General features: G+C 72.0%; 23 protein-coding genes and 1 pseudogene. 11 read left to right on the forward strand and 13 right to left on the reverse strand.

The genetic code is table 11. The features are described from left to right. Positions 1–89 precede the first annotated feature (89 nt). From RV986_RS06375 to RV986_RS06385, 3 genes and pseudogenes are all read right to left on the reverse strand, one after another. Entirely contained in the window at positions 90–341 is a 252-nt protein-coding gene (locus tag RV986_RS06375; protein ID WP_475924191.1) for an FtsX-like permease family protein, read from the reverse strand. Next, positions 324–1,019 (reverse strand): annotated as a pseudogene (locus tag RV986_RS06380) (ABC transporter ATP-binding protein); the annotation flags it as partial. The pseudogene RV986_RS06380 and the gene RV986_RS06375, both read right to left, overlap by 18 nt. Beyond that, positions 1,016–1,324, reverse strand: a complete 309-nt coding sequence (locus RV986_RS06385) for an SHOCT domain-containing protein (RefSeq protein WP_475916444.1) — start codon at positions 1,322–1,324, stop codon at positions 1,016–1,018. The pseudogene RV986_RS06380 and the gene RV986_RS06385, both read right to left, overlap by 4 nt. Before the next feature lie 191 nt (positions 1,325–1,515). Here RV986_RS06385 and RV986_RS06390 point away from each other — a divergent pair, with 191 nt between their 5' ends. From RV986_RS06390 to RV986_RS06400, 3 genes are read left to right on the forward strand one after another with little or no spacing between them, the layout of a single operon-like run. Further along, positions 1,516–2,088, forward strand: coding sequence for a TetR/AcrR family transcriptional regulator (locus tag RV986_RS06390; RefSeq protein ID WP_475916445.1), 573 nt, complete (start codon positions 1,516–1,518; stop codon positions 2,086–2,088). Positions 2,089–2,109: 21 nt separating this feature from the next. Further along, complete coding sequence (locus RV986_RS06395) at positions 2,110–2,694, forward strand: DUF4865 family protein (protein WP_475916446.1); 585 nt, start codon at positions 2,110–2,112, stop codon at positions 2,692–2,694. Between the two features lie 38 nt (positions 2,695–2,732). Then, positions 2,733–3,635: a phosphotriesterase family protein gene (locus RV986_RS06400; RefSeq protein WP_475916447.1), complete on the forward strand. Its 903-nt coding sequence runs from the start codon at positions 2,733–2,735 to the stop codon at positions 3,633–3,635. On the opposite strand, the gene RV986_RS06405 is transcribed toward RV986_RS06400, so the two are convergent. Beyond that, on the reverse strand, positions 3,632–5,152 hold the full coding sequence (locus RV986_RS06405; protein ID WP_475916448.1) for a ketol-acid reductoisomerase: 1,521 nt from the start codon (positions 5,150–5,152) through the stop codon (positions 3,632–3,634). The two genes, RV986_RS06400 and RV986_RS06405, sit on opposite strands and share 4 nt — an antisense overlap. Before the next feature lie 88 nt (positions 5,153–5,240). Between RV986_RS06405 and ilvY the strand changes: the two genes are divergently transcribed. Next, complete coding sequence (ilvY, locus tag RV986_RS06410) at positions 5,241–6,134, forward strand: HTH-type transcriptional activator IlvY (protein ID WP_475916449.1); 894 nt, start codon at positions 5,241–5,243, stop codon at positions 6,132–6,134. Here the strand turns inward: ilvY and RV986_RS06415 are convergent. Together RV986_RS06415 and RV986_RS06420 are read right to left on the reverse strand one after the other, a co-directional pair. Continuing rightward, entirely contained in the window at positions 6,125–7,369 is a 1,245-nt protein-coding gene (locus RV986_RS06415; RefSeq protein WP_475916450.1) for an ROK family protein, read from the reverse strand. The genes ilvY and RV986_RS06415 overlap by 10 nt on opposite strands. Continuing rightward, on the reverse strand, positions 7,366–8,067 hold the full coding sequence (locus RV986_RS06420; protein ID WP_475924192.1) for an alpha-ketoglutarate-dependent dioxygenase AlkB family protein: 702 nt from the start codon (positions 8,065–8,067) through the stop codon (positions 7,366–7,368). The genes RV986_RS06415 and RV986_RS06420 overlap by 4 nt, the downstream gene beginning before the upstream one ends. A 103-nt stretch (positions 8,068–8,170) precedes the next feature. On the opposite strand from RV986_RS06420, the gene RV986_RS06425 reads away from it, so the two are divergent. Continuing rightward, positions 8,171–9,316, forward strand: coding sequence for a methyltransferase (locus RV986_RS06425; RefSeq protein WP_475916451.1), 1,146 nt, complete (start codon positions 8,171–8,173; stop codon positions 9,314–9,316). A 30-nt stretch (positions 9,317–9,346) separates the two neighbouring features. Here RV986_RS06425 and RV986_RS06430 read toward each other — a convergent pair whose 3' ends face one another. Then, on the reverse strand, positions 9,347–10,120 hold the full coding sequence (locus tag RV986_RS06430) for a helix-turn-helix domain-containing protein (protein ID WP_475916452.1): 774 nt from the start codon (positions 10,118–10,120) through the stop codon (positions 9,347–9,349). 104 nt (positions 10,121–10,224) lie between these two features. Here RV986_RS06430 and RV986_RS06435 point away from each other — a divergent pair, with 104 nt between their 5' ends. Together RV986_RS06435 and RV986_RS06440 are read left to right on the forward strand one after the other, a co-directional pair. Continuing rightward, the gene (locus RV986_RS06435) at positions 10,225–11,034 is read left to right on the forward strand and encodes a phytanoyl-CoA dioxygenase family protein (RefSeq protein WP_475924193.1); all 810 of its coding nucleotides are present in this window, start codon (positions 10,225–10,227) and stop codon (positions 11,032–11,034) included. Next, positions 11,031–11,312, forward strand: a complete 282-nt coding sequence (locus tag RV986_RS06440; RefSeq protein ID WP_475916453.1) for a hypothetical protein — start codon at positions 11,031–11,033, stop codon at positions 11,310–11,312. Before RV986_RS06435 ends, RV986_RS06440 begins: the two co-directional genes overlap by 4 nt. A 2-nt stretch (positions 11,313–11,314) precedes the next feature. On the opposite strand, the gene RV986_RS06445 is transcribed toward RV986_RS06440, so the two are convergent. After that, positions 11,315–12,166, reverse strand: a complete 852-nt coding sequence (locus RV986_RS06445; protein WP_475916454.1) for a class II fructose-bisphosphate aldolase — start codon at positions 12,164–12,166, stop codon at positions 11,315–11,317. A 12-nt stretch (positions 12,167–12,178) separates the two neighbouring features. Next, on the reverse strand, positions 12,179–13,090 hold the full coding sequence (locus RV986_RS06450) for an SIS domain-containing protein (protein WP_475916455.1): 912 nt from the start codon (positions 13,088–13,090) through the stop codon (positions 12,179–12,181). Between the two features lie 155 nt (positions 13,091–13,245). Between RV986_RS06450 and RV986_RS06455 the strand changes: the two genes are divergently transcribed. Beyond that, positions 13,246–14,025 carry a DeoR/GlpR family DNA-binding transcription regulator gene (locus RV986_RS06455; RefSeq protein ID WP_475916456.1) on the forward strand — a complete coding sequence of 260 codons (780 nt, stop codon included), beginning with the start codon at positions 13,246–13,248 and terminating at the stop codon, positions 14,023–14,025. Positions 14,026–14,085: 60 nt separating this feature from the next. Here RV986_RS06455 and RV986_RS06460 read toward each other — a convergent pair whose 3' ends face one another. Then, positions 14,086–16,170: a GH92 family glycosyl hydrolase gene (locus RV986_RS06460; protein WP_475916457.1), complete on the reverse strand. Its 2,085-nt coding sequence runs from the start codon at positions 16,168–16,170 to the stop codon at positions 14,086–14,088. A 300-nt stretch (positions 16,171–16,470) separates the two neighbouring features. Here RV986_RS06460 and RV986_RS06465 point away from each other — a divergent pair, with 300 nt between their 5' ends. From RV986_RS06465 to RV986_RS06475, 3 genes are read left to right on the forward strand one after another with little or no spacing between them, the layout of a single operon-like run. Next, positions 16,471–17,622 carry an ABC transporter ATP-binding protein gene (locus RV986_RS06465; RefSeq protein ID WP_475916458.1) on the forward strand — a complete coding sequence of 384 codons (1,152 nt, stop codon included), beginning with the start codon at positions 16,471–16,473 and terminating at the stop codon, positions 17,620–17,622. Then, positions 17,619–18,326 carry an ABC transporter permease gene (locus tag RV986_RS06470; RefSeq protein ID WP_475916459.1) on the forward strand — a complete coding sequence of 236 codons (708 nt, stop codon included), beginning with the start codon at positions 17,619–17,621 and terminating at the stop codon, positions 18,324–18,326. The genes RV986_RS06465 and RV986_RS06470 overlap by 4 nt, the downstream gene beginning before the upstream one ends. Beyond that, a complete protein-coding gene (locus RV986_RS06475) occupies positions 18,323–18,997 on the forward strand; it encodes an ABC transporter permease (protein WP_475916460.1) in 675 nt (224 codons plus the stop codon). Before RV986_RS06470 ends, RV986_RS06475 begins: the two co-directional genes overlap by 4 nt. A 53-nt stretch (positions 18,998–19,050) precedes the next feature. Here the strand turns inward: RV986_RS06475 and RV986_RS06480 are convergent, their stop codons facing one another. The 3 genes from RV986_RS06480 to RV986_RS06490 are packed head-to-tail and all read right to left on the reverse strand — an operon-like array spanning position 19,051 to position 20,577. Beyond that, on the reverse strand, positions 19,051–19,662 hold the full coding sequence (locus RV986_RS06480) for a GTP-binding protein (protein WP_475916461.1): 612 nt from the start codon (positions 19,660–19,662) through the stop codon (positions 19,051–19,053). Next, on the reverse strand, positions 19,613–20,044 hold the full coding sequence (locus RV986_RS06485) for a DUF742 domain-containing protein (RefSeq protein ID WP_475924194.1): 432 nt from the start codon (positions 20,042–20,044) through the stop codon (positions 19,613–19,615). The genes RV986_RS06480 and RV986_RS06485 overlap by 50 nt, the downstream gene beginning before the upstream one ends. A 59-nt stretch (positions 20,045–20,103) precedes the next feature. Continuing rightward, the gene (locus tag RV986_RS06490) at positions 20,104–20,577 is read right to left on the reverse strand and encodes a roadblock/LC7 domain-containing protein (RefSeq protein WP_475924195.1); all 474 of its coding nucleotides are present in this window, start codon (positions 20,575–20,577) and stop codon (positions 20,104–20,106) included. Positions 20,578–20,579: the final 2 nt, after the last annotated feature.

The raw sequence follows: 20,579 nt of genomic DNA on the forward strand, positions 1-20,579 counted from the left end.
CCTTTCGCTGCTCACCTTTACGTCGCACAACTCTTCGCCATACGTCATTCCGTCCTACGTGCTCCCGTCGTATGCCCTTCCGCCGTACGTCATTCCGTGGCGATGGCGCGCAGCACGTCCAGGCGTGCTGCCCGCCGGGCCGGGCGCAGACCCGCCAGGGCTCCGGCCGCGAGGCCCACCAGTGCCACCACGGCAAGCCGTCCGGGCGGGACGGCGAAGGCGAAGGCACTGTCCGACGCGCCGTCCGAGGCCTTGACGAGCGCCCAGCCCAGGAAGGCGCCGAGGACGAGTCCGCCCACCGTGCCGAAGGCGGCGACGAGGATCGACTCCCAGCGGACCATGGCGCGCAGCTGTGCCCTGGTCCCGACCTCGTCGGCGTGGGCGGCCGCCACCGGGTCGTGCGTGACCATGACGACCGTGCGGTCCATCCGGCGCACCGCTCGACCGAGCAGGTTCAGGACCTCCTCGCCCGCGCGGGAGTCGAGGTTGCCGGTGGGTTCGTCGGCGAAGACGACCTCGGGCGGGCCGGCGAACGCCCGTGCCACGGCTACGCGTTGCTGCTGTCCGCCGGAGAGTTCGGCCGGACGGTGGTGGAGCCGGTCGCGCAGGCCGACCACGTCGACGAGCGCGTCGATCCACTCACGGGAGCCCCTGGCCCCGGCGAGGTCCAGGGGCAGCGTGATGTTCTCCGCGACAGTCAGCGTCGGAACCAGGTTGAACGCCTGGAAGACGAAGCCGACGCGGTCGCGGCGCAGCAGGGTGAGGCGGCGGTCGTCCAGTGTGCCCAGCTCGGTGTCGCCGATGAACGCGGCACCGGAGGTGAGGGTGTCCAGGCCCGCGGCGCAGTGCATCAGGGTGGACTTGCCGGAGCCCGAGGGCCCCATGATCGCGGTGAAGCGTCCGGCCGGAAAGCCGACGCTCACCCCGTCCAGGGCCCGGACGGCGGTGTCACCGGTGCCGTACACCTTGACGGCGTCGGCGACGGCCGCGGCGTGACGCGTCGCGGTCGCGGTGCTCATGCCGCTCCTCCCTTGCCCGTCCGGCCGAACTGCTCGTCCAGGACGGAGAGCCGGCGCCAGTACTCGTCCTCGTCGATCTCGCCGGAGGCGAAGCGGCGGCCCAGCACGGCGAGCGGCGAGTCGCCCGTCGGGCGGAGGTCACGGGGCGGACCGAAGTCGCCCATCGCGCGCCATGGTCCGCGGCGACCGCGCCCGGCGGTGCGGCGCAGGACCGTCACGACGCCGATCACGACGGCCGCCCAGATCAGCGGGAAGAACAGGATCCACGGGCCGGGTCCGCCGTCCCAGTTCGCCAGGGTCTGCATCTCGGGTCATCTCCTAGGTGGAAGCTGCTGTTTCGACGCATCGAGACTCGCTCCCGGAGGGGGTCCGAGTCGTCGTACGGCCAGCGGTCGTACGGGTACCTCCGTGGGAGTACGCGGGGCGTCGCCGCCTGCTTCCTCGGGTCGCCGCGAAAGACCTCGATTCTGTACCTACTAGTATGTACAGTGAGTTCATGAGCACTCCGGAGCGGCTGATCGAGTCCACCCGCGAGCTGTTGTGGGAGCGCGGTTACGTGGGCACCAGCCCCAAGGCGATCCAGCAGCACGCGGGCGCCGGACAAGGCAGCATGTACCACCATTTCAACGGCAAACCGGATCTCGCCCTGGCCGCGATCCGCCGTACCGCCGAGGAGCTGCGGGCCGCCGCGGAGGGCGTCCTGGGCGCGCCCGGCTCGCCGTACGAGCGCATCGCGGCGTATCTGCGTCGCGAGCGCGACGTCCTGCGCGGCTGTCCGGTCGGACGGCTGACGATGGACCCGGACGTGATCGCCAGTGCCGAGCTGCGCGCTCCCGTCGACGAGACCATCGACTGGCTGCGCGAGCGGCTGGCCGGGATCGTCGAAGAGGGCAAGGAGCAGGGGCAGTTCGCGCAGTCGCTCGACGCGGAGGAGATCGCCGCGACGATCCTCGCGACCGTCCAGGGGGGCTATGTGCTGGCGCGCGCGTCCGGCTCTCCGGCCGCCTTCGACACCGCGGTCCGCGGGCTGCTCGCCCTGCTCTCCCCCGCCCGTCAGGGCCTCGGCTGAAGGCCACTCAAGGAGGCATGCATGCACGCGATGCAGTACGAACTGACGTTCCCCGCCGACTACGACATGGGGATCATCCGTGCCCGGGTCTCCCGCATCGGACATCGCCTCGACGACTGGGCGGGACTCGGCTTCAAGACGTATCTGATGCGTGAGCGCGGGGTGCACGGCTCACCGGTCAACCAGTACGCGCCCTTCTACCTGTGGAACACCGTCGAGGGCATGAACTCCTTCCTCTGGGGCGGCGCCTTCCAGGGGCTCGTCAACGACTTCGGTCGGCCGGTGGTGCAGCACTGGACGGGCCTCGCGTACGAGGAGGGCGGCGCCGCCGGTGCGCCGGCCCAGGTCGCGGTGCGGCGGCGTCAGCCCCTGCCGGAGGGGGGTGAGCTGTCCGAGGTGACGGCGGCGGCCGTGGCCGAGACCGCGCGGCTGGCCGCTTTGGACGGCGCGGTCTGCGCGGCCGCCGCCGTCGACCCGCGGCACTGGGAGCTGGTCCACTTCTCGCTCTGGGACCATGACGCGCCCAAGGCCTCGGGTGAGGTCTTCCAGGTGCTGCACCTGTCCGCGCCGGGACGCGACCGGCTGCCGCGGGGCCGGCAGTGGTGAGCGCGGTCCCGCCGAGCGCCGGCGGAGCGGGCCGTCCGATGGTCCGTACGGTCCTCGGGGACGTGTCGCCCGAGCACCTCGGGGTGTGCGACGCCCACGACCACCTCTTCTTCGGCAGCCCCCGACTCCCCGGCCAGGAACTGCGGGACGCGTCCGCCGCCCGGGCCGAACTGGCGGCGTTCCGCGCACAGGGCGGCGCCGCGGTGGTGCAGTGGACGCCGTACGGACTGGGCCGACGGGCCGCGGACCTGCCGCTGCTGTCCCGTGACACCGGTGTCCAGGTGGTCGCCGCGACGGGGCTGCACCAAGCGGTCCACTACGCGCCGGAGTCGCTGACCCGACTCCGCGGCAAGCTGACGGACGTGTTCGTCTCCGAACTCACGTCGGGCATCGGTACCTCCGGGGTCCGCGCCGGACTCGTCAAGGTCGCGGGCGGCTTCCACGCGCTCGACGCGCACGCCCGCTGGACGATGACCGCGGCCGCCGAGGCCCACCACGCCACCGGGGCGCCGATCGCCGTCCATCTGGAGCTGGGCACGGCCGCCCTCGACGTACTCGATCTGCTGTGCGGCGAGTTGGGGGTGCCCCCGCACCGGGTGGTCCTCGGACACCTCAACCGCTCCCCCGACTTCGTGGTGCACCGCCAGGCCGCCGAAGCCGGCTGCTACCTCGCCTTCGACGGCCCCTCACGCGCCAACCACGCCACGGACCGGCGCATGCCGGACGCCGTACGCGCCCTCGCCGAAGCCGGCTTCGGCCACCGCCTGCTGCTCGGCGGCGACACGACGACCGCGGCGGCGCGCTCGGTCGACGGCGGCCCGGGGATGCCGTATCTGCTCCGGCGGGTGCGCCCGAGGCTCGAACTCGCCCTGGGCAAGGAGCTGGTGGACCACATCCTCACCGCGAACCCGGCGCGGGCCTTCGCCGTGGCGTGGCACTAGGCCGCCGAACCCCCCACCGCGCTCTCCACGGGACGGTCCACCGAAATGTCCACGGAGGGACGGAGTTTCGCCGCCGCGGCCAGCGCCTCGTGCATCGGATGGGCCACGAAGGCCCCGATCAGCTCCGCGTCGGCGGGTGCGTCGGCCCCCGGATACGCGATCTGCTCGTACGCCGCCTGGAAGCGCGGGCCCCAGCGGCGGGCGCCGAGACGGGCCGTGCGGGAGCAGTTGTCGACCATGTACGCCACGTCGCGGGCGTGCATGTACGGCAGCAGCGAGTCGACGGCCTCGATCACGGACTCGTTGACGATCTCCGACCAGGGGTGGCCACGCTCGGCGAACTCGTCGATCTGGGCCGTCATGGTGGCGATGAACACCCCGGCGGTGAACGGGTCGACAGGCAGGGCGCGTCGATTCCGCCGGGACCGCACCTCCTCGCCCGCCGTGCCCCACATGGGCGAACCGCCGATCCGGCTCATCGGGCGGGCGCCGAGCCGCCGTTCGGCGAGGACGACACTGCGCAGCTCGGTGCCGTCGGCGACCTCGTCGTAGATCTCGGCGACGATCTCGCGGGCGGGGCCGTACGTCGCCGTGTACACCCGGTCGAAGACATCACGCCCGTCCGCGTCGAGGCCCTCGCGCACCGCCCGCAGCCCGTCGCGCGAGACGGTACGGGCGATGGGCCCGGTGATGTTCTCGCAGGACCGCTCGTACGCCGTCACCGCGTCGTCGCCCGCGAGGCGGAAGCGGCCGTACAGGCTCTCGACGATGCCGTGGACGGCGCCGAGCAGAATGGCGCGTTCGCCGACGATGTCGGAGTGGTACTCGCTCTCCAGCGTGGTGCGGAAGGTGTACGGGGAGCCGAGGGCGACCGACCAGGCCAGGGCGCGGTCCGTGGCACGGCCGTCGGGGTCGGCGTGCACGGCGAAACTGCTGTTGATCCCGGCACCGTTGACCTCCGTGCCCTGTTGGTACAGCCGCCGTACCGAGTCGCCCATGCCTTTGGGACAGACGGCGATCACCCCGTGTCCGGCCGGGAACTCGCCGCCGGTCTCGCGCAGGTGACCGAGCAGGAAGCCGTGCGAGAGGCCGAGAGTGGCGCCGGGCTTGAGGGCCGCGAAGATCTCGCGGTGGTGCGCGGCGAGCGCGGCGTCGGCGATCAGCAGGACCACGAGGTCGCTGTCGGCGGCGACGGCGAGCCAGTCGCCGAGCGTGCCGTCCTCCTCGGTGAAGCCGTGCGCACGGGCGTCGGCGGCGGAGGCGGATCCAGGGCGCAGGCCGACGGCCACCCGGATGTCGCTGCCCGCGAGCGAGTCCCGCAGGTTCTGGGCCTGGGCGCGGCCCTGCGGTCCCCGGCCGATGACACCGATGCGACGGACGCCCGCGAAGGCCGTCGGCAGCAGCGGGAAAAGGTGGCGGCCGCCGCGCAGGATGGTCTCCGTACCGCCGGGGACGTCCATGGTTTCGAGCGGGAAGACGGCGGAGGTGTACGGGGAGGTGTACGTCGTCGAGGTCATGGTGGAGTTGTAGGCTCGGCCAGAGTGTTGCGACAAGCGCAACTTCTGCAGCGCCGTGTTGCGCGAAGTGAAAGATGCAGGTGGGGGCGTGCGGGACGACCAACGCGAGCTGCGGCTCTTCCTCCACCTGGCGCAGACGCTGAACTTCGGGCGCACGAGTCTGGACTGTCACGTCGGTCCGGCGACCCTCACCCGTACCGTGCAGCGCCTGGAGGCGGAGCTCGGGCACCGGCTCCTCGACCGCGGCCCGCGGGGTGTGTCGCTGACGGCGGAGGGGCATCGTTTCCGCGCTTACGCCGTCGAGGCGCTGGAGTTGTGGCGCGCGTACCGCGAGGAGCATCCTGACCCCGTCGAACTCACCGGGCGTCTCGCGGTGTTCGCGACGGTGACGGCCTGTCAGGTGCTGCTTCCCGATCTGCTGGCACCGTTCCGGGCCGCCCATCCCCAGGTCCGGCTCGACCTGCGCACCGGTGACGCGGCGGCCGCGCTGGCCCGGCTCGACGAGGGCGAGGTGGACGTGGCGGTCGCGGGCCTTCCGGCGCGACTGCCGGAGCCGCTGGCCGGCCGTACGGTGGCGACGACCGGGCTGGTCTTCGTCACCTCCCGCGACCGTCCGGACCCCGGCCTCGAAGGCCCTTTCGTACTCCCCCTGCGCGGGCTGGTCCGCGAGGCGGCCGACCGCTGGTTCCGGGCGCGCGGCAGGACGGCCGAGACGGCCGCCGAACCCGACGGCCACGAAGGGCTGTTGACGCTCGTGGCGCTCGGCTGCGGCACCGGGGTCGTCCCGCGACTGGTGCTCGACAACAGCGCGGTGCGCGACCGGCTGTCCGTGGTGCCCGCCGATCCGCCGCCCGAGCCGTTCCCGATCGGCCTGTGCGTCCGCCGGGCCGATCTGCGGCGACCGCTGGTGGCCGCCCTGTGGAGTCTGAGGACACCCGGGCCGGTGGCCGCCACCACCCCGGCGGACTCGTCTCAGGCCTGAGCCAGCGCCGCCGGCGGATCGTCCAGGACCGGCTGCCATGCCAACTCCGCCGCCCCCACCAGGGTGTTGTGGTCCAGGGTGCAGGGGAGGATGGGGACGCCGCCGCTCTGACCCCACAGGCTGCGGTCGGCGACGACGGCGCGCAGGCGGTCGGGGTCGGCGTCGAGGAGGGTGCGGTGCAGTCCGCCGAGGATGATCCGGTCGGGGTTGAGGATGTTGACCAGCCCGGCGAGACCGAGGCCGAGGCGGTCGATCAGCGCCTCGGTGGCCGTGCGGATCGCGGTGTCGGTGGCGTACCGGCTGCGGATCAGGTCGTTGGCCTGCTGGAGCAGGGACACCTCGGGGCCGGGGTCGCGGCCCGCCGCGTCGAGGAAGGCCAGCGGGTCCGCCTCGACGTCGAGACAGCCGCGGCTGCCGCAGTAGCAGGGGCGGCCCTCGGGGTTGACGGTGAGGTGGCCGACTTCGAGAGCGAGGCCCGAACTGCCCGTGTGCAGCCGCCCGTCGAGTACGAGCGCGCCGCCGACGCCCCGGTGACCGGTGGCCACGCACAGCAGGTCACGGGAGCCGCGTCCGGCCCCGTGGCGGTGTTCGGCGAGGGCGGCGAGGTTGATGTCGTTCGCGGCGAACGCCGGGCCCTCGATGCCCGCCGCACGCACCTGCTCGGCGAAGATCCGGCGTACCGGGGCGCCCGCGGGCCACGCGAGGTGGAGGGGGTTGAGCGCCAGCCCCTCCGGCTCGGCGACGGCGGACGGCACGGCGAGTCCGGCGCCCACACAGCGCCGCCCGGTCGTGCGCAGCAGCTCGGCGCCGGCCTCGACGACCGAGCCCAGCACCTTCGCCGGATCGGCGTCGACGGTCTCGCAGCCGGGCGCGGTGGCGACGATCCGGCCGCCGAGCCCGACCAGTGCGGCGCGGAAGCCGTCGGCGTGCACCTGCGCGGCGAGCGCGACCGGCCCGTCCTCGGCGACCTCCAGGCGGTGCGAGGGCCGTCCCTGCGATCCCGCTGCCGCGCCGGGCCGCGCGTCGACCCGGATCAGCCCCAGCGCCTCCAGCTCCGCGGCCACCGCGCCCGCGGTCGCCCGGGTGACGCCCAGCTCCGCGGTGAGTACGGCACGCGTCGGCGCACGTCCGGTGTGCACGAGCTCCAGGGCGGGTCCGAGCGCCCCGCGCCCCCGGTCCAGCCGCGTCCGCGTGTTCCCTTCCCCCGCCGTCCGGGGGCCCGCCTTGCCGTTCATGAGGGCGAGTCTCCCATGATCCGCTCGTGCGGCACCCCGTCCGGCGGCTCCTGGAAGCCACTCACTCGCAGGGTCACGTTCAGACGCCCGGTCAGGCCCAGTTCGGGCGGCGCGGTGCCGGCGTACACCCGGGGCACACCGTGGTGGGCGAGCCGGGACACTCCGCCGAAGACGAACAGGTCCCCGCTGTGCAGCTCGACATCCGTGTACGGCCGCGAGCGCGACCGGGTGTTCCCGAACCGGAAGACACAGGTGTCGCCGAGGCTCAGCGACACCACCGGCGCGTCCGCCCGCTCGTCGCTGTCGCGGTGCATGCCCATACGGGCCTCGGCGTCGTAGAAGTTGATCAGCGCGATGTCGTACGGGGCCGTGGCGGACTCGGGGCCGAGCGCGTCCCGCACCGCGTGGCGGCCGAGTTCGTCCAGCCAGGCCGGGAAGGGCTTCACCGGGGCGCCGTCGCCGTCGACGACCGTGCGCGCGTACCGGTACGGGTACCAGTGCCAGCCGAGGCACACCTGCCGGGAGGTCATCGTGCCGCCGCCGGGCGTGCGGACCGTGCGCAGTCCGGCCGGTGGGCGCGCCCACTCACGGCAGGCGTCGAGAAGTTCCCGCTGGGCGTCGGGGTGCAACCAGTCCGGCAGGTGCACCGCGCCCGGTGCGACCTCCGTCCGGCTCCGGGGGAACAGCTCCGCATCCATGGACATGCCACCATCCTCGCGCACCCCGCCCGCACTGTGCCCGGACCCGGGCCGGACCGGCGCGAACCTGGCTGAGCTGCGGCTCGGCTAGCCTTGACCCACGATGAACGACCGGATGACCGCGCCCTGGGCCGAGTACGCGCTGGCCCGCTTCCCCGAGGACCCCCGCGACCAGCTGCGTGCCTGGGACGCCGCCGACACCTATCTGCTGCGGCACCTCGCGGACGGCGGAACCCCGCTGACCGGGTCGGTCGTGGTGGTCGGCGACCGCTGGGGCGCGCTGGCGACAGCGCTCTCCGCACACCGGCCCACCCAGATCACCGACTCGTTCCTCGCCCAGGAGGCAACCCGGGCGAACCTCGCCCGCAACGGGATCGATGCGGCCGCCGTACAGTTGCTGACCACCCAGGACACACCTCCCGGCCGCATCGACGTGCTGCTCGTCCGGGTACCCAGGAGCCTCGCCCTGCTGGAGGACCAGCTGCACCGGCTGGCGCCCGGCGTGCACGAGGGCACGGTCGTCGTCGGCACGGGCATGGTCAAGGAGATCCACACCTCGACGCTGCACCTCTTCGAGCGGATCCTCGGCCCGACCCGCACCTCGCTGGCCGAGAAGAAGGCCCGGCTGATCTTCTGCACCCCGTACCCGGGGATCGCCCGGGCCGCCAACCCGTGGCCGTACAGCTACCAGCTCCCCGACGGCATCGGAACGGTCTCCGGCCGTACCGTCGTCAACCACGCCGGTGTGTTCTGCGCCGACCGGCTCGACATCGGCACCCGCTTCCTCCTCCAGCATCTGCCGCGCAGTCGCGGCGCCGAGCGGGTCATGGACCTGGGCTGCGGCAACGGGGTGCTCGGTACGGCGATCGCGCTGGCCAACCCGGAGGCCGAGGTGCTGTTCGTGGACGAGTCGTACCAGGCGGTCGCCTCGGCGCAGGACACGTACCGGGCGAATACCGGGGGTGGCGGCGCGGAGTTCCTCGTGGGCGACGCCGTCGCGGGCGTCCCCGCCGGAAGCGTGGACCTCGTCCTCAACAATCCGCCGTTCCACTCGCACCAGGCGACCACGGACACCACGGCCTGGCGGATGTTCTCGGGAGCGCGGCGCGCGCTGCGGCCCGGGGGCGAGCTGTGGGTGATCGGCAATCGCCATCTCGGCTATCACCTGAAGCTGCGCCGCCTCTTCGGCAACAGTGAACTCATGGCGAGCGACGCGAAGTTCGTGGTGCTGCGGGCCGTCAAGAAATAGCCGGCGGGCGCTCCGCGGCTCCTCGGGCCGTCAGGAGGCGGCCCCGCGCAGCACGCGGGGCGAGGCGCCGAGTTCGCGACGGCACGCCTTGTTGAAGGCCTGCAGGTCGGGGATGCCGACGGACGCGGCGACCGCCGGGATGGAGAGCGTCGAGGCGCGCAGCAGATGGTGGGCGCGCTCCAGTCTGCGGCGGCGGATGTAGGCGACGACGGTGGTCCCGGTCTCGGCGCGGAAGAGCCGCGTGAGGTGGTTGTGGGAGATTCCGGCGGCGCGGGCGATCTCCGGGATCGTCAGCGGCGCGGCCAGCCGCGCCTCGATGTGGGCGATCGCCGTGCCGACCGCCGGATGCGGGCCGCGGCTCGCGGCGGTGTCCGGGGTCAGCCGCGCGATGCGCCACAGGGCGGTCCAGATCTCGGCCCTGGTGTGCTCGGGCGCCGCGGGGGCCGCCGCGATCGCGTTCAGCAACAGCCCTGAGAGCATGGGGAGTTCGGGTCCGGCGTCCTGCATCACGGGGACCGTACGGGGCCGGCCGACGGGGGCGATGCGCAGATGGGCGTAGAGGTGTTCGGAGCGGCCCTGGTAGCGGTAGCGCACCGTGGTGCCGGGCGGTACGAGGCTCACGCGGCCGGGGCGGATGGTGTGCGCGGTGCCGTCGACGGTGAGCTCGGCGTCGTACTGGTAGAGGTGCAGCTGCCACAGCCGGGGCAGCCGGAAGACATCCGTCCGGTTCACCACGCCGTGCACACCGACGCCGATGTTGACGACGGCGGGCGGCTCTCCGAGGTGCACTTCCGTCTCCCGCATGGTGAAAAACTACCAGCAGTGGTGAGCCGGGCCAACGCGGTGGCGACGGCACCGACCCTACGGTGAGTCACATGACCCACACGTTGGAGCACACCACGAGCACCATGAGCACCCCACTCCTGAGTTCGGTCCGGATGGCGCACTTCGTGGCCCACGGCTCGCTGCGGCTGGACGCCGTGGTACCGCCCGGGATGAATGCCGAGGGCATGGAGGTCCTGGGCGCGGGCGTGCCCGAGGTGCCGTACGGCAGCGGCGTGCCGGACGCCTATCCGGCGGGGTCCTTCGTCCGGCGACTGCTGGAGATTCCCGCCGTGGCCGGGACCCTGTGGAGCCTGGTCGGCCCCGGCCCCCGCGTCGACCACCACTACGTCCACGTCCGCGAGCCGCGCGAGGGGCGGGCGCAGCCGCTGCACGGTGACGCGATCATCGATGTGCGCACCGACGCCTTCGACGTGCAGTTGATGTACTACCCACAGGACGTCACCCTCGCCATGGGCGGCACGCTCAGTGTGCCGGGCAGTCATCTGCGGCGCACGAACGAGACGGACACCGGGCGCTACCAGAATCTGCGCGGCCAGAGCCGACTGGTCTGCCCGGCGGGCACCGTGGTGTTTCTGCACCATGGCCTGTGGCACAGCGGGCGGCGCAACGACAGCAACGTGGTCCGCCGGATGTTCAAGATCCGCTTCAATCCGGCGGTGCGGCAGCGGCGACTGTGGGACACCTCGGACCTCGGCGACCCGCGCGTCGCCGAGGAACTCTCCACGATGTTCCCGTGGTACGAGCCCGCCACGGGCCGCCTGGAGATCTACAACCGGGTCCTGCTGTGGCGCTCGCTCACCGGGGACGACTCCTTCGACCTGGACCACTGGGTGACCCGGGTCTCCAACCGCCCCCAGGAGGAAGCCGTATGAGCGTCCGTCAGCAGGTTCTGGTCCTCTACCTGGCCACCTCCGCCCTGGACGCGGAGGTGGTGGGCTGGTCGGTCTACGACGGCACCGGCCGTACGTCCCCCACGACCGGGGACAGCGACGAGCCGCCGTACGAGTCGGGTGTGGACGCCTTGAAGGACGGCTGGCGGCTGTTCCAGGCGGCGCAGCTGATCCCGCCGTATCCGGGGGCCGAGTACGACGTGTCCTTCCTCAAGCACGAGTTCTTCTTCGAGAAGCTGGTCGACCTCGGGTCCGTCTGAGGTCAGACACGCAGTACGCCGATCAGGCGCGCCACCGTCCGGGCCATCGCCTCCCGTCCCGCACCGAGGTACGTGCGGGAGTCGACGACTTCGGGGTGGGCGGCGAGGAACTCCCGTACGGCGCCGGTCATCGCGATGTTCAGGGCGGTTCCGATGTTGACCTTGGCGATACCGCCCGTGACGGCCGCCGCCAGTTCGCCGTCCGGCACTCCTGAGGAGCCGTGCAGGACAAGCGGCACGCCGAGCGCCGCGGTCAGCCGCTTGAGGCGGTCGTGGTCGAGGGCGGCGGTGCGGGTGGTCATCGCGTGCGAGCTGCCGATCGCGACGGCCAGGGCGTCCACGCCGGAGTCGGCCACGAAGGTGCGGGCCTCGGCGGGGTCGGTGCGGGCGCCGGGCGCGTGCGCGTCGAGCGGCGGCTCACCGTTCTTGCCGCCGATCGCACCCAACTCGGCCTCGATCCACAGCCCTTGGGCGTGCGCCCAGTCGGCGGCGGTCCGGGTGGCGGCGAGGTTCTCCTCGTACGGCAGCCGGGCCGCGTCGTACATCACGGAGCTGAATCCGGCGCCGGGTGCCTGTCGGAGCAGGTCGTCGCTCTGGATGTGGTCGAGGTGCAGGGCGACGGGCACCGAGGCGCGTTCGGCAGCCGCGGCGGCGGCGCGGGCCAGCGGGAGCAGACGTCCGTGGCGGAACTTCACGGCGTTCTCGCTGACCTGGAGGACGACGGGGGCGGCCACGGACTCGGCGCCCGCGATGACGGCCTCGACGTGCTCCAGGGTGATGATGTTGAACGCGGCGACGGCGGTCCGCGCCTCGGCCGCGGCGGTGACCAGGTCACCGGTGGCTGCGAGTGGCACGACTCCTCCTTCTCAGCGGCCCGTCGGGCCGGTTCGGTGGGCCGCCCGGCCGAGGATCACCGAGCGGGTGAGGTGGCGCGGCCGGTCGGGGTCGAGTCCGCGGGCCGCGGCGACGGCGACCGCGAGCCGTTGGGCGCGGACGAGTTCGGCGAGCGGGTCGAGAGCGCCGGCCACCCACCGGCCGCCGGTGGCCCGGACCTGTTCGGCCAGTCCTTCGGGTGCCGCGCCCAGCATCCAGGTGGCCGTGCCGCCGGTGGTGATGCTGATGGGCCCGTGCCGGTACTCCATCGCCGGATACGCCTCGGTCCAGGCCAGGGAGGCCTCGCGCATCTTCAGCCCGGCCTCGTTGGCGAGGCCGACGGTCCAGCCGCGGCCGAGGAAGGTGAACTGTGCGCAGTCGACGAGCCCTTCGGGCAGCGGCGTCGCGAGCGCGGTGCGCGCGTCGGCGACGACCGCGTCGCAGTGCAGTCCGAGGTGGGCGCGGAGCAGCGTGAGCGCGGTGGTCGCGAAGCGGGTCTGCACCACGGAACGCTCGTCCGCGAAGTCGAGGACGACGAGGTCGTCCGCGGACTCCGTCACGGGTGTCTCGGGGTCGGCGGTGATCGCGGTGGTCCGGGTACGTCCGCGCAGCCGGCCGAGGAGTTCGAGCACCTCGGTGGTGGTGCCGGAGCGGGTGAGGGCGATCACCCGGTCGTAGGAGCGGGTGTCCGGGAACTCCGAGGCGGCGAAGGCGTCCGTCTCGCCCTGCCCGGCCCCCTCGCGCAGCGCGGCGGCGGACTGCGCCATGAAGAAGGAGGTTCCGCACCCCACGATCGCGACCCGCTCCCCCGCCGCCGGAAGCGCGCCGCCGTGGGCCGTCGCCTGCTCGGCGGCGCGGATCCAGCACTCGGGCTGACTGCTCAGTTCGTTCTCGACATGGGTCATGCCGTGCCCCTCCCACCGATACCGCACATGCAAGATAGTGCAAGATACAGCGAGCTTTCGAGCACAATCAAGCATTCATGTGTCGGAAATGCCGCGAAATGCCGTGTGTCGCGGTGCGCTAGGGTCGCGGAGGATCGAGGAACGGAGGGGTGCGGATGTCGCGCGACGCCCGCTGGAAGGCGCTGCTGGACCTGCTCGTGGAGCGGGGCCGGCTGGATGTCGAGCAGGCCGCGGCCGAGCTGGAGGTGTCGGCCGCGACGATCCGGCGCGACTTCGACCAGCTCGCCGAGCAGCAGATGCTGGTACGCACCCGGGGCGGCGCGGTGGTGCACGGGGTGTCGTACGAACTGCCGCTGCGCTACAAGACCGCCCGGCACGCCCCGGAGAAGCAGCGCATCGCGAAGGCGGTGGCCGATCTCGTCGCGCCCGGCGAAGCGGTGGGTCTGACCGGCGGTACGACCACCACCGAGGTGGCCCGCGCACTGGCCGTACGCCCCGATCTCGGCTCGGGGTCGCCCGCGCTGACCGTGGTGACGAACGCGCTCAACATCGCCAACGAGCTGGCGGTGCGCCCTCAGTTCAAGATCGTACTGACCGGCGGGGTGGCCCGCCCGCAGTCCTACGAGCTGGTCGGCCCCCTCGCGGACGGTGTGCTCAGCCAGATCACCCTCGACGTCGCCGTCCTCGGTGTGGTCGCCTTCGACGTGACGCACGGGGCGGCCGCCCACGACGAGGCCGAGGCCGCCGTCAACCGGCTGTTGTGCGAGCGTGCCGAGCGCGTGATCGTCGCCGCCGACTCCAGCAAGCTGGGCCGGCGCGCCTTCGCCCGGATCTGCGCGGCCGAGTCGGTGGACACACTGGTCACGGACGCGGCGGTGCCCGAGGAGACGGTACGGCGGTTCGAGGAGGTGGGGATCGCGGTCGTCGCCGTCTGACGACCCCGACCCTCGCCTCACCTCACCTGCCGCTCGTCCGGCGGCCCCGCCGCCGCGTGCTCAGCGGCCGGGCCGCTCCCCCGTGATGAGGCCGCGCACATCGGCGGTCCGGGCGGCGGAGGGGGAACGGGTGATCGCGACGGCCGGGCTGCCCGGGCGGTGCAGGACGACGGTGGGGAAGACCGGATCGGCCAGGGCGAGTTGCCCGGAGCCCGGCGCCTGCGGGTACCTGCCGATGCTCGCCCAGACGGCCCAGGAGGACATCGCGCCGAGGTCGTCGTTGCCGACAAGACCGTCGGGGCGATCGCTGAACAGTGTCGTCAGGGCGCGCCGGACGGTGTCGCGGGCGCGGTCGGGACGGCCCGCGTAGTCGTACGCCCAGGGGGTGTCGAAGGAGGGCTCGTTGCCGAGGTAGGCGTAGGGCTGGGTGCCGCCCGCGTTGAGCTGGGTGAAGAAGGTGTCCAGGCGGGCGGTGACCGCGGCGTTCCCGCCCATCAGGGTGAAGAGGCCGGGCAGGTCGTGCGGGACCATCCAGGTGTACTGGGCGGCGTTGCCCTCGACGTACTCCTTGGTCTGCGCGGGAGTGAAGGCCGGCCAGGTGCCGTCGGCCGCGCGCGGCTGGAGGTAGCCGGTGGCGCGGTTGAAGAGGTGGCGCCAGTTCCCGGAGGCCTTCAGCAGGGTGTCGTGGGCAGTGCTGTCGCCGAGGCGGTGCGCGAGCTGGGCCAACGCGTAGTCGCAGACCGCGTATTCGAGGGTGGTGGCCGCCGAACCCCACACGCCCTTGGCACCGGCGGGTACGTAGCCGAGGGTGTCGTAGTGCTCGTGTCCGGGCCGCTGGCGCTCGTCCCGGCGGCCCGCCAGCGCGGCGCGCAGCAGGGCACGGGCGTCGAAGTCGGTGGCACCGAAGGCATGCACGGCCGAGGCGATGACGGGCAGCGGGTCGCCGACCATGACGCCGGTGCCGCCGTTGGCGAGGGTCCAGCGGTCGAAGTAGCCCGCCTGGAGACCCTGGTTGAGGACGGACTGCGCGATGTCGGAGGCCTCGCGGGGGGCCAGCAGGGCGAGCAGCTGGACCTGGGAGCGATAGACGTCCCAGCCGGAGAAGTCGGCGTACTGGGCGTGTCCGGCTCGGGCGCGGTGGAGGGTGCCGTCCATGCCGGGGTAGCGGCCGTCGGTGTCGCTGAGGACGCTGGGGTGCAGGAGCGCGTGGTACAGGGCGGTGTAGAAGACTCGGCGCTGGGCGCCGGTACCGCCGCCGACCGCGATGCGGCCGAGCCAGTCGTTCCACCGGGCGCGCGCGGCTCGCCGGACCTGGTCGTAGGAGTCCGTGTGCTGCTCGGCGGCGGCGTTCTGGCGGGCGCCCGCCACGCTGACGAAGGAGACACCGACCCGGACGGTGACCGTACGCACGCCGGGCCCGAAGGAGACCCGTGCGGCGCCCGGCCTGCCGTCCGGGTGCACGGTGTCGGCGAACGGGTGGTCGAAGACGGCGTGGAAATAGAGCCGGTAGCGGTTGCCGGACTTGCAGAAGCCCCCGCTGTCGGTGAACCCGGACAGGGTGTCGGTGCCGATGTCGACCGTTCCGGTGGCCGCGTTGAACGCCTTGCCCGCGTCGACGCTCAGCGCGGCGGGTCGGTCGTCGGTGTCCGGATAGGTGAAGCGGGCGATGCCGGAGCGCCGGGTGGCGGAGAGTCCGGTGCTGATGCCGTTGTCGAAGGTGACGTGGTAACTGCCGGGCGAGGCTTGTTCGTCGGCGTGCGAGAAGGTCGCCCGGCCGGTGGTGTCCCCGGCGAGCGTCGGCATGAAGGGAACGTTGCCGTAGTCCTTGCACCCGGCCCCGGAGAGGTGCGTGAGGCTGAACCCCTTGATCCGGTTGTCGCCGTAGGCGTATCCACCGTGCTGGTAGGTCACCGTGTCGGGGCTCCACTGGACGCCGCCGAGCGGTGCCGTCGCTCCGGGGAAGGTGTTCCCGGCCCCGCCACCGTGGCCGAAATCGGCCCCTCCGGGCGCGGTGCCGACGAAGGGGTTCACATACTGCGCGGGGTCCACGACCGTGTCGTCCGCCGCGGCGGGTGCGGTCGGTGCGCTCGACACGACGAGCACGGCGGCGCCGGCCAACGCGGCCCGGCGGAAGGGGAATCGCACGAGGTTCTCTCCGGGCGGTGGCGGGGACAGTGCCTAGTCCCAGGGCGGCTGGGCATGAGGGCGACAGTCTTCCCGGGAGTACCGCCGTTCTCGTGCCACCGCGCCCGAAGGTCCCCCGCGCGGCTCAGCGCCCGTCGTCATCGGAGGGGCTCGCACGGCGCGGAACGCTCCACCTGCGCATCATCCACAACCAGCCACCCTGCAGTGTCCGAACACACGAGCCAACTGGCTAGACTACGCAGCCTCGTGCATGTGATCCGGTCACGTCCGATCACAGCCGTTCCCGAAGGGTTTCGACGCTTGATAGCCATCGAAGATGTCAGCAAGCGATATGCCGACGGCACGGTGGCCGTCGATCGCCTCTCCTTGCAGATACCGAACCACTCCATCACCGTGCTCGTCGGGCCTTCGGGGTGCGGCAAGACCACCACGCTGCGGATGATCAACCGCATGATCGAGCCCAGCAGCGGCACCATCCGGGTCAACGACGAGGACATCCTGCGCAAGCCGGTCAACGCGCTGCGCCAGTCCATGGGTTACGTCATCCAGAACGCGGGCCTCTTCCAGCACCGCACCATCCTCGACAACATCGCCACGGTGCCGCGGCTGCTCGGCTGGTCCAAGCAGCGCGCCCGCGCCCGCGCCGCCGAGTTGATGGAACGCGTCGGCCTCGACCCGGGCATGGCCCGCCGCTACCCGTACCAGCTCTCCGGCGGTCAGCAGCAGCGCGTCGGTGTCGCCCGCGCGCTCGCCGCGGACCCGCCGATCCTGCTGATGGACGAGCCGTTCTCCGCGGTCGACCCGGTCGTGCGCCGGGGTCTGCAGGAGGAGTTGCTGCGTATCCAGGGCGAACTGGGCAAGGCCATCGTGTTCGTCACCCACGACATGGACGAGGCCATCACGATCGGCGACCGTGTCGCCGTGCTGCGCACCGGTGGCAAGCTCGCCCAGTTCGCCGCCCCCGACGAGCTGCTGTCGGCGCCCGCCGACGCGTTCGTGGAGGAGTTCCTCGGCGGCGACCGGGGCATCCGCGGGCTGTCGTTCCTGTCCACCCGTGACCTCGAACTCGACCGCTCCCGCGTCTTCCCGGTCGACACCGACTGGCAGCAGTTCGCCGGGCAGCCGGGCGGCGCGGACACGGTCCTGGTCACCGACGCGGCCGGAAAGCCGCTGGGCTGGGCCGACCCGACGGTGTGGGCCGGTGACGTCCAGGCGCTGGAGCCGTACGGGCAGGCCTTCGAGGTGGGCAAGGACTCGCTGCGGGTCGCACTCGACCGGGCGGTGCTCTCGCCCACCGGTCAGGCCGTCGCCGTGGACGGGGCGGGCCGCGTGCTGGGGCTCGCCGGGCAGGAGACGGTCGCCGCGGCGATCCGCGCCGCCCGGCAGCGCCGCGCCTCGGGCTCCTCCGAGGGCCGCAGCGAGGGCCCCTCCCAGGTCAAGGCCGTGCGATGAACGGCTTCTTCGACATCCCGAGCGACCTCCAGAGCAGCTATCTCGGCCTGATCTCCACGCATATGCAGGAGGCGCTGATCCCGGTGCTCGTCGGTCTGGTGCTGGCGCTCCCGATCGGCCTGTTGTGCGTCCGCGTCAACTGGATCTATCCGCCGGTCCTCTGGTTCACCACGGTGCTCTACGCGATCCCGTCGATCGCCTTCTTCGTGGTGCTCATCGACTACACGGGGCTGAGCCAGACAACGGTGATCATCCCGCTGTGTCTGTACAGCCTGGTGGTCCTGGTCCCGGCGGTCGTCGACGGCGTCCGCTCGGTGCCCGAGGAGACGAACGCCGCCGCCGCGGCGATGGGCATCGGTCCCGTGCGGCGCTACCTCCAGGTCCAACTGCCCATCGCGGTACCCGCGATCATGGCGGGACTGCGGGTGGCGACCGCGTCGAGCATCAGCCTGGTCAGCGTCGGCTCGCTGATCGGCAACCAGGGAGCGCTCGGCAATCTGCTGACCACCGCGATGCTCTACCACCGCCCCCTCCTCGCCGTGAACTCGGTGGTCACCACCGCCGTACTCGCGGTACTGGTCGACGCCGTGCTCGTCCTGCTGCGGCGCGTGCTCACTCCCTGGCAGCCGCCTTCCAGCCGTAAGGCCGCACGCCGTACGTCCACGATCGACGGCGCCGCCCGCACCCCGGAGGGCGTCTCGTGAACGTGCTCGACTTCATGCAGTCCTTCTTCACCGACAGCTCCCACTGGCACGGCTACGACGGCATCCCGCAGCGTGTGTGGGAGCACGTCCAGTACACCGCCGGGGCGCTCGCGATCGCCGCGGCCATCGGCCTGCCCATCGGGCTCGTCACCGGACACACCGGCCGCGGCGGCAACGCGCTGGCCTTCGTGTCGGCGGGCGCCCGGGCACTGCCCACCTTCGGACTGCTGGTGCTGATGTTCGTCTGGCTGGGCCTCGGCATCGTGCCCGTGATGATCCCGCTCGTGGTGCTGGCGATTCCTCCGATCCTCATCACCACCTACGAGGCGATCCGCACGGTGGACCCCGCCCCCGTCGACGCCGCCCGCGGCATGGGCATGCCGGAGCCGAAGATCCTGTTCCAGGTCGAGGTGCCGGCGTCGTTGCCGCTGATCCTCAGCGGTCTGCGCTCATCGGCGATCCAGATCGTGTCGACGGCGACGATCGCGGCCTATGTGAGCCTCGGCGGGGTCGGCCGTTACATCCTGGACGGCCTGTACCAGCGCAACTACGAGAAGGTCACGGGCGGCGCGGCCCTCACCGCGATCCTGGCGCTGCTCGTCCTGGCGCTGTTCTGGGCCGTGACCCGGGTGGCGGTGTCCCCGGGGGTACGCAGGCGGCGTACGGCCTGAACAGGAAAGGAGGGGGGACGGGCCCGGGCCCGTCCCCCCTCCTTCTCTTCTGTTCACTTCTCCGCGGTCGCCAGGGCGTGTTCGAGGACGACGAGCAGCGCGTCCCGTACGGAGCCGCGCTCGCGGGCGTCGAACACGGTGAGCGGCACATGGTCGCCGACGTCGAGGGCCCACCGTACGTCGTTCAGGTCGTGCTCGACCTTGCCGTCGAAGGCGTTGATGGCCACCGCGAAGGGGATCTCGCGGTGTTCGAAGTAGTCGACGGCCGCGTAGCAGTCGTCGAGCCGGCGGGTGTCGACGATGACGAGCCCGCCGAGGGCGCCCTCGATCAGGTCGTCCCACATGAACCCGAAGCGCTCCTGGCCGGGGGTTCCGAACAGATAGAGCTTCAGGGTCGGGTCGAGCGTGATACAGCCGAAGTCCATGGCGACGGTGGTCGTCATCTTCTCCGGGGTGTGGGAGAGGTCGTCGATGCCCGCGGCGACCGAGGTGATGGACGCCTCGGTGGTGAGCGGCTCGATTTCGGAGATGGCGCCCACCGTGGTGGTCTTGCCCACGCCGAAGCCACCTGCGATGACCATCTTCACCGGCATCGGTGGCCGGGGACCCTCGGTTTCAGCGCTCACGGATCGCGCCCCGGGAGTCGGGGATAGCTCGGAGACCATCGATAACCCTTCGCAATACGGAGGCGTCGCGGGCGGATTCGGCCTGCGGTGCGTACAAGGCCAGTTGACCGTCGGCGCGCAGATCGTCGGCGAGCACCCTGATCACATTCAAATGCATCCGCAGTTTCGCCGCGATCTCCGCCAGCGACTGCGGCTGACGGCAGACCGTGATGATGTCGCGGTGCTGGTCGAAGACGAAGGCGTCCAGCGTCGCCAGACCCAGATCGGTCGCGACGACCTGCGTCTCGATCGGCATCGGCGGTACCAGACTGTCACCGCCGGCGATCCGCCCCGCGGTCAGCAGGAATGGCCGGACGATCGACGGGGGGTGCTCCACTCCCCATGCGTCGTCGTCGGCGGCTGATGGCTCGCCGGCCGTCATCTCGTCCTCACCCTTCACCTCGCGGGTCGTCCCGGCCTTCGCGACGCCCCCGCCGACCGTCAACCGGTCGGCGCGATCCCCACGGTGTTCTTGAGCTCCATGACCAGTTGCGGGCTCAGAGCGGCACCGGCGCGGTTGGCGAAGAGGGTCATCTCGTACGCGATGTTGCCGAGCTTCGCCTCCTTCGAGGCGACCACGCCGAGCACCGCGCCCGCGCCGAGCGCCGATACCAGGACGTGGCCCTCCTCCAGATCGATGATGACCTTGTTGAGCGCGCCCAGGCCGTAGTTGCCGGACGCGCCCATGGCGAGGCTGGTGATCCCGGAGACGATCGCGGCGAGCCGCTCCGAGTCGGCCTTGCCGCGCAGTTGGGACACCGCGATCAGCAGACCGTCGGAGGACACCCCGATCACGTCGACCACCCCGGCGGTCTCCGTGGCGAAACGATTGAGCAGCCAATTGAAGTCGGCAGCGGCGGACTTCACGTCCCCCACCTGTTCCACGGCCGCGGACTCCGGTCCACCTGTCCACATGG

It is taken from the genome of Streptomyces sp. RLA012 (assembly GCF_056270325.1).

Excerpts from the sequence above, each read along its gene's own strand:
- RV986_RS06375 (WP_475924191.1), bottom strand. The coding sequence starts at position 341 with ATGGTCCGCTGGGAGTCGATCCTCGTCGCCGCCTTCGGCACGGTGGGC.
- RV986_RS06385 (WP_475916444.1), bottom strand. The coding sequence starts at position 1,324 with ATGCAGACCCTGGCGAACTGGGACGGCGGACCCGGCCCGTGGATCCTG.
- RV986_RS06390 (WP_475916445.1), top strand. The coding sequence starts at position 1,516 with ATGAGCACTCCGGAGCGGCTGATCGAGTCCACCCGCGAGCTGTTGTGG.
- RV986_RS06395 (WP_475916446.1), top strand. The coding sequence starts at position 2,110 with ATGCACGCGATGCAGTACGAACTGACGTTCCCCGCCGACTACGACATG.
- RV986_RS06400 (WP_475916447.1), top strand. The coding sequence starts at position 2,733 with ATGGTCCGTACGGTCCTCGGGGACGTGTCGCCCGAGCACCTCGGGGTG.
- RV986_RS06405 (WP_475916448.1), bottom strand. The coding sequence starts at position 5,152 with ATGACCTCGACGACGTACACCTCCCCGTACACCTCCGCCGTCTTCCCG.
- RV986_RS06415 (WP_475916450.1), bottom strand. The coding sequence starts at position 7,369 with ATGAACGGCAAGGCGGGCCCCCGGACGGCGGGGGAAGGGAACACGCGG.
- RV986_RS06420 (WP_475924192.1), bottom strand. The coding sequence starts at position 8,067 with ATGGATGCGGAGCTGTTCCCCCGGAGCCGGACGGAGGTCGCACCGGGC.
- RV986_RS06425 (WP_475916451.1), top strand. The coding sequence starts at position 8,171 with ATGAACGACCGGATGACCGCGCCCTGGGCCGAGTACGCGCTGGCCCGC.
- RV986_RS06430 (WP_475916452.1), bottom strand. The coding sequence starts at position 10,120 with ATGCGGGAGACGGAAGTGCACCTCGGAGAGCCGCCCGCCGTCGTCAAC.
- RV986_RS06435 (WP_475924193.1), top strand. The coding sequence starts at position 10,225 with ATGAGCACCCCACTCCTGAGTTCGGTCCGGATGGCGCACTTCGTGGCC.
- RV986_RS06440 (WP_475916453.1), top strand. The coding sequence starts at position 11,031 with ATGAGCGTCCGTCAGCAGGTTCTGGTCCTCTACCTGGCCACCTCCGCC.
- RV986_RS06450 (WP_475916455.1), bottom strand. The coding sequence starts at position 13,090 with ATGACCCATGTCGAGAACGAACTGAGCAGTCAGCCCGAGTGCTGGATC.
- RV986_RS06455 (WP_475916456.1), top strand. The coding sequence starts at position 13,246 with ATGTCGCGCGACGCCCGCTGGAAGGCGCTGCTGGACCTGCTCGTGGAG.
- RV986_RS06470 (WP_475916459.1), top strand. The coding sequence starts at position 17,619 with ATGAACGGCTTCTTCGACATCCCGAGCGACCTCCAGAGCAGCTATCTC.
- RV986_RS06480 (WP_475916461.1), bottom strand. The coding sequence starts at position 19,662 with ATGGTCTCCGAGCTATCCCCGACTCCCGGGGCGCGATCCGTGAGCGCT.
- RV986_RS06485 (WP_475924194.1), bottom strand. The coding sequence starts at position 20,044 with ATGACGGCCGGCGAGCCATCAGCCGCCGACGACGACGCATGGGGAGTG.
- RV986_RS06490 (WP_475924195.1), bottom strand. The coding sequence starts at position 20,577 with ATGTGGACAGGTGGACCGGAGTCCGCGGCCGTGGAACAGGTGGGGGAC.